At 65.7% G+C, this 3,691-nt stretch carries 4 protein-coding genes; all 4 read right to left on the bottom strand.

Features of this window, described 5'->3' with window-relative positions:
• Nucleotides 1-19: 19 nt before the first annotated feature.
• Complete coding sequence (locus tag ACE3SN_RS16360) at nt 20-670, bottom strand: CpaD family pilus assembly protein (protein WP_374531838.1); 651 nt, start codon at nt 668-670, stop codon at nt 20-22.
• Between the two features lie 15 nt (nt 671-685).
• Nucleotides 686-2,326, bottom strand: coding sequence for a type II and III secretion system protein family protein (locus ACE3SN_RS16355; RefSeq protein ID WP_374531836.1), 1,641 nt, complete (start codon nt 2,324-2,326; stop codon nt 686-688).
• A gap of 1 nt (nt 2,327) precedes the next feature.
• Entirely contained in the window at nt 2,328-3,344 is a 1,017-nt protein-coding gene (gene cpaB, locus ACE3SN_RS16350; RefSeq protein ID WP_374531834.1) for a Flp pilus assembly protein CpaB, read from the bottom strand.
• Between the two features lie 68 nt (nt 3,345-3,412).
• A partial coding sequence (locus ACE3SN_RS16345; RefSeq protein WP_374531832.1) for a prepilin peptidase occupies nt 3,413-3,691 on the bottom strand: 279 nt, incomplete at its 5' end.

The raw sequence follows: 3,691 nt of genomic DNA, 5'->3' as shown, positions 1-3,691 counted from the left end.
CCAAGGAGCATTCATGTGCTTACTTCCCGCTCTGGGTGGATTCTTGCTTGAGACCCTTTTCGCCGGTCGGCGGAGCCTCGCGATAGCTGTCGATGGCCTTGGTCGAGCTCATCATCACCGTGCGGCCTTGGCTGTCGGCGCCGTGGATCAGATGTTCCGGATCGGCGACCATCGCGGCCATGTTGCCATTGGTGGCGCAGCCGAAGTTCGAGCTGACCCCGTTGTTCAGGTTGGTGTCGGACTTGGCCGACCAGTCGGGGCAGCCAGGGACCTCGGCGGTCGAACGCGTGACGACCACGCGGACAGTGCCGGCCACGACTTCGCCCGGAGTGACCGGCGCATCGCCACCGACCAGCAGGCCATAGCGACCGGCGACGGTTTCAACCGACTGACGCGTCACCGGGCTGGCCATCGGGTCGTCGATATAGATCCGGTCGCCGTAACGCAGGTCCAGCGCTTCGAACCAGCCCGACAGGCGGCGCTGTTCGCTGAGCGGCAGGCCGCTCGGGCCGGTCGTCAGGTCCAGCGTGAAGTTGGTGCGGCTCACCACCGGCTGATGCACGCTTTCAAGGCTGCGGTTGCTCGGCATGCCGCCGCAACCACCCAGCGCGAGGCCGAGCGAGAGCGTGACAGCAGCGGCAAGGGCCTTGCGGGAATGAATCTTACGCATCGCTATTCACCTCTCTCAGTTCAGGCTGAAGCCAGGGGCCGGGGTGGCGCCGGCGTCGGCAGTGCGCTTGTTGCGCTTGTCCTTCTTGTCCTTCGGCTGGGCCGGGGCATTGGGGACATCGAGTTCACCGATCTTCGGGGCGACAGCGGCTTCCGGCTTTTCGGTCGGATGGGGACGCTGCGTGCCCGACTGGCCGTCGTTTTCCTGGTTGCCGAAGATGCGCTGGGCATCGTTCGGATTCTGGAAGCCGTCGGTCGGCAGCTTGATGTCGTTGGCGTCGACCGGCTTCACCAGATACGGCGTGATCACGATCACCAGCTCGGATTCGCCGCGCTGGAAGTTGGTCGAACGGAACAGCGAGCCCAGGATCGGCACGTCGCCGGCGCCCGGCATCTTCTTGATCGTGTTCTGCGAGCTGGTGCTCATCAGGCCCGCGATCATGAAGCTCTGACCCGAACCGAGTTCAACGGTGGTTTCCGCACGGCGCACGGTCAGCGCCGGAACCTGGAAACCGTTGAGCGTGATCGAACCCTGGCTCGACAGTTCCGAAACTTCGGGGCGAACCCGCATCGAGATCCGGCCATTGGCCAGCACCGTCGGGGTATAGGCCAGGCTGACGCCGAAGCGCTTGTATTCGATCGAGGTGGTGCCGAGGCCCTGGCTGATCGGGATCGGATATTCGCCGCCGGCCAGGAAGTCTGCGGTTTCACCCGAAAGCGCGGTCAGGTTAGGTTCGGACAGCGTGGTCACCAGACCGGCGGTTTCACCGGCATCGAGCGCGCCGAGCAGGTCGAGGCCCAGGAACCGGCCCGCACCCGCCAGGGTGGTGCCGTTGGTGGTCGGGATCACATTGGTCGCGTCGATGGTGCTGCCGTCGGGCAGGGTTACCTTGGTGGCCGTACCCATGCCGAGCGGGGTGCCCGGCGCAAAGGTCTTCAGGCTGCCGGCGTTCTGGCCGATCCCGAACTGGAAGCCGCTGCCGCCCTGGCTGATCGAGGTCAGGTTGACGCCCAGCGTCTTGACCAGCGAACGACTGACTTCGGCGAACCGCACGTGCAGGTTGACCTGCAGCGGGGTGGCCGTCTTCAGGCGGGTGATGACGTTGGCATCCTTGCCGACGAAGGCCTGGACAAGGCGCTGGGCCTCGGCGGCATCTTCGGGCGCGGCAACGGTGCCGGTCAGCAGGAAGGTGTTGGTGCCCATGGTCGAGACCGCGATCTTCGCGTCGGGCATGGCCATGCGCAGCATCTGGTCGACGCTGTCGATGTTCGAGCCGACCCGGATGTTGGCGGACCAGATCACGTTGCCGGCCGCGTCGCTGGCATAGACGGTGGTTTCACCGCCGGCCTTGCCGAACACGTAGAGCTGGCGCGAAGACTTCACCTGCACGTCGGCAACGGCTTCGTTGGCTACGAACACGTCGGTCATCGTCCCGCCCACGGTGACGAGCTGGCCGCGCCCGATCGACAGGTTGAGGTCCATCGCGGGCTTGACGACGGCCTGGGCCTCGACGGCCTGGGTCGGGACCAGGGCCAGCGGCGCAAGCGCGCAAACGGCAGTCATCAGGGTGGTGGCAAGGCGTTTCATCTGGCGGCCTTTCATGGTGCCGGTGGTGGCGGATTGCGCATCGGCGCTAAGCGTGAGGACGTTGGTCATCTCAGCGACCTCCGACCGGTTCTTCGACCGTGGTCTTGCCGCGGGTCACGCGGACCACGGGGCCCTGGCGAACCACGGTGGTCGTGGTCGATCCGGCCACCGGGGCGGCATAGTTGCCGCGCATCGCGGGCGAGGGCGGCGGCGGCGGCAGGCTGCGGCGCTGGAAGCGCGACACATCGCCGCCGGTCACGAAGGTGGCACCGCCATCGACCGGGCGATTCATCGCGTCGGCCAGGAACTTTTCTTCCTGCTGCTTGTTCGCGCCGGCCGGAACCTTGACGTTGCCGCTGGCAATTGCCTGATCGAGTTCGGCGGCATTGTCGGCAAGGCTGCGCAGCGACAGGCTGAGCGTGCCGATGGTCTGGGCCACCGCGATCTTTTCGGCGATCTTGGGCGTCACTTCGAGCGTGACGGTGCGGAAGGCGCGGACCACGGTCTTGCCGTCTTCAACCGTCGTTTCGGTCGACTGGTCGGTGGCGAGCACGCGGACGTTGCGCAGGATGGTTTCGGTGGCCTTCAGGGTATCGCCGCTGTCGGTCGATCGGACGGTCTGGGTCAGCATCAGGTCGACATGGTCACCCGGGAAGACGAAGCCGCCGACGCCGGTCTTGGCCGACACCGGGATGGTGATGGCGCGCATGCCCGGCCCGAGCGCGGCAGCAAGGAAGCCGCGGTCGCCCGGGGCAACCAGCGCGCCCTGCGTCACCGGCTGGCCAGCCGTGATCGGATAGCGCACGACCGTGCCCAGCAGCTTGTTCATGTCGGCTTCGCCGTCGATGAAGTAGGCGTCCTGAACCATTTCCTTGGGCCAGAGCTGGAACGAGATCGAATCGGCCGTGATGATCGTGCCGACCGGCAACGCACGCTGGGCGACCAGCACCTTGGGCCCGGTTGGCACCTGCTGGGCCGCTTCGGCCTTGGGGGCGCTTCCCCCGGCGAGCAGGTTCCTGGCAGCCATGGCCGTACCGATCGCAATGACCAGTGCGCCAAGCAGCAGCATCAGCTTCTTCTTATCCATGGCTATGAAGCCCCCTAGAAAATCCCGAATTCAAAGTGCTGTTTCGGGCAAACTGGTTAAAATCCGGTTCACCCAAGACCGCTTGCGACGGAGTTGAAGTGAAAAGCTGGTAAATATTGCAATGCGAGTATCCACAGAGCCGCGGCCGAGATCGCCACGCCGTATGGAACGGCCAGGCGTTCGCGCTGGCGGCGGGCAATGTGCCAGGCCGCCAGGACGATGGTCAGCACCCCGCCAAGCAGCGCCATCACGATCAGCAGGCGCATGAACCACAGCGGCTGGATCCACAGCGCGAGGGCGGTGAGCAGCTTGACATCGCCGCCGCCCATCGCGCGCAGCGCAAACAG

Origin of the sequence: Novosphingobium sp. (assembly GCF_041915465.1) — a bacterium.
Taxonomy (GTDB): domain Bacteria; phylum Pseudomonadota; class Alphaproteobacteria; order Sphingomonadales; family Sphingomonadaceae; genus Novosphingobium.
Note: the sequence above shows the minus strand (reverse complement) of the source record. Positions and strands in the feature narration are given on the sequence as shown.

Coding starts and splice junctions, on each gene's coding strand:
- ACE3SN_RS16355 (WP_374531836.1), bottom strand. CDS start 2,326: ATGACCAACGTCCTCACGCTTAGCGCCGATGCGCAATCCGCCACCACC.
- ACE3SN_RS16360 (WP_374531838.1), bottom strand. CDS start 670: ATGCGTAAGATTCATTCCCGCAAGGCCCTTGCCGCTGCTGTCACGCTC.
- cpaB (WP_374531834.1), bottom strand. CDS start 3,344: ATGGATAAGAAGAAGCTGATGCTGCTGCTTGGCGCACTGGTCATTGCG.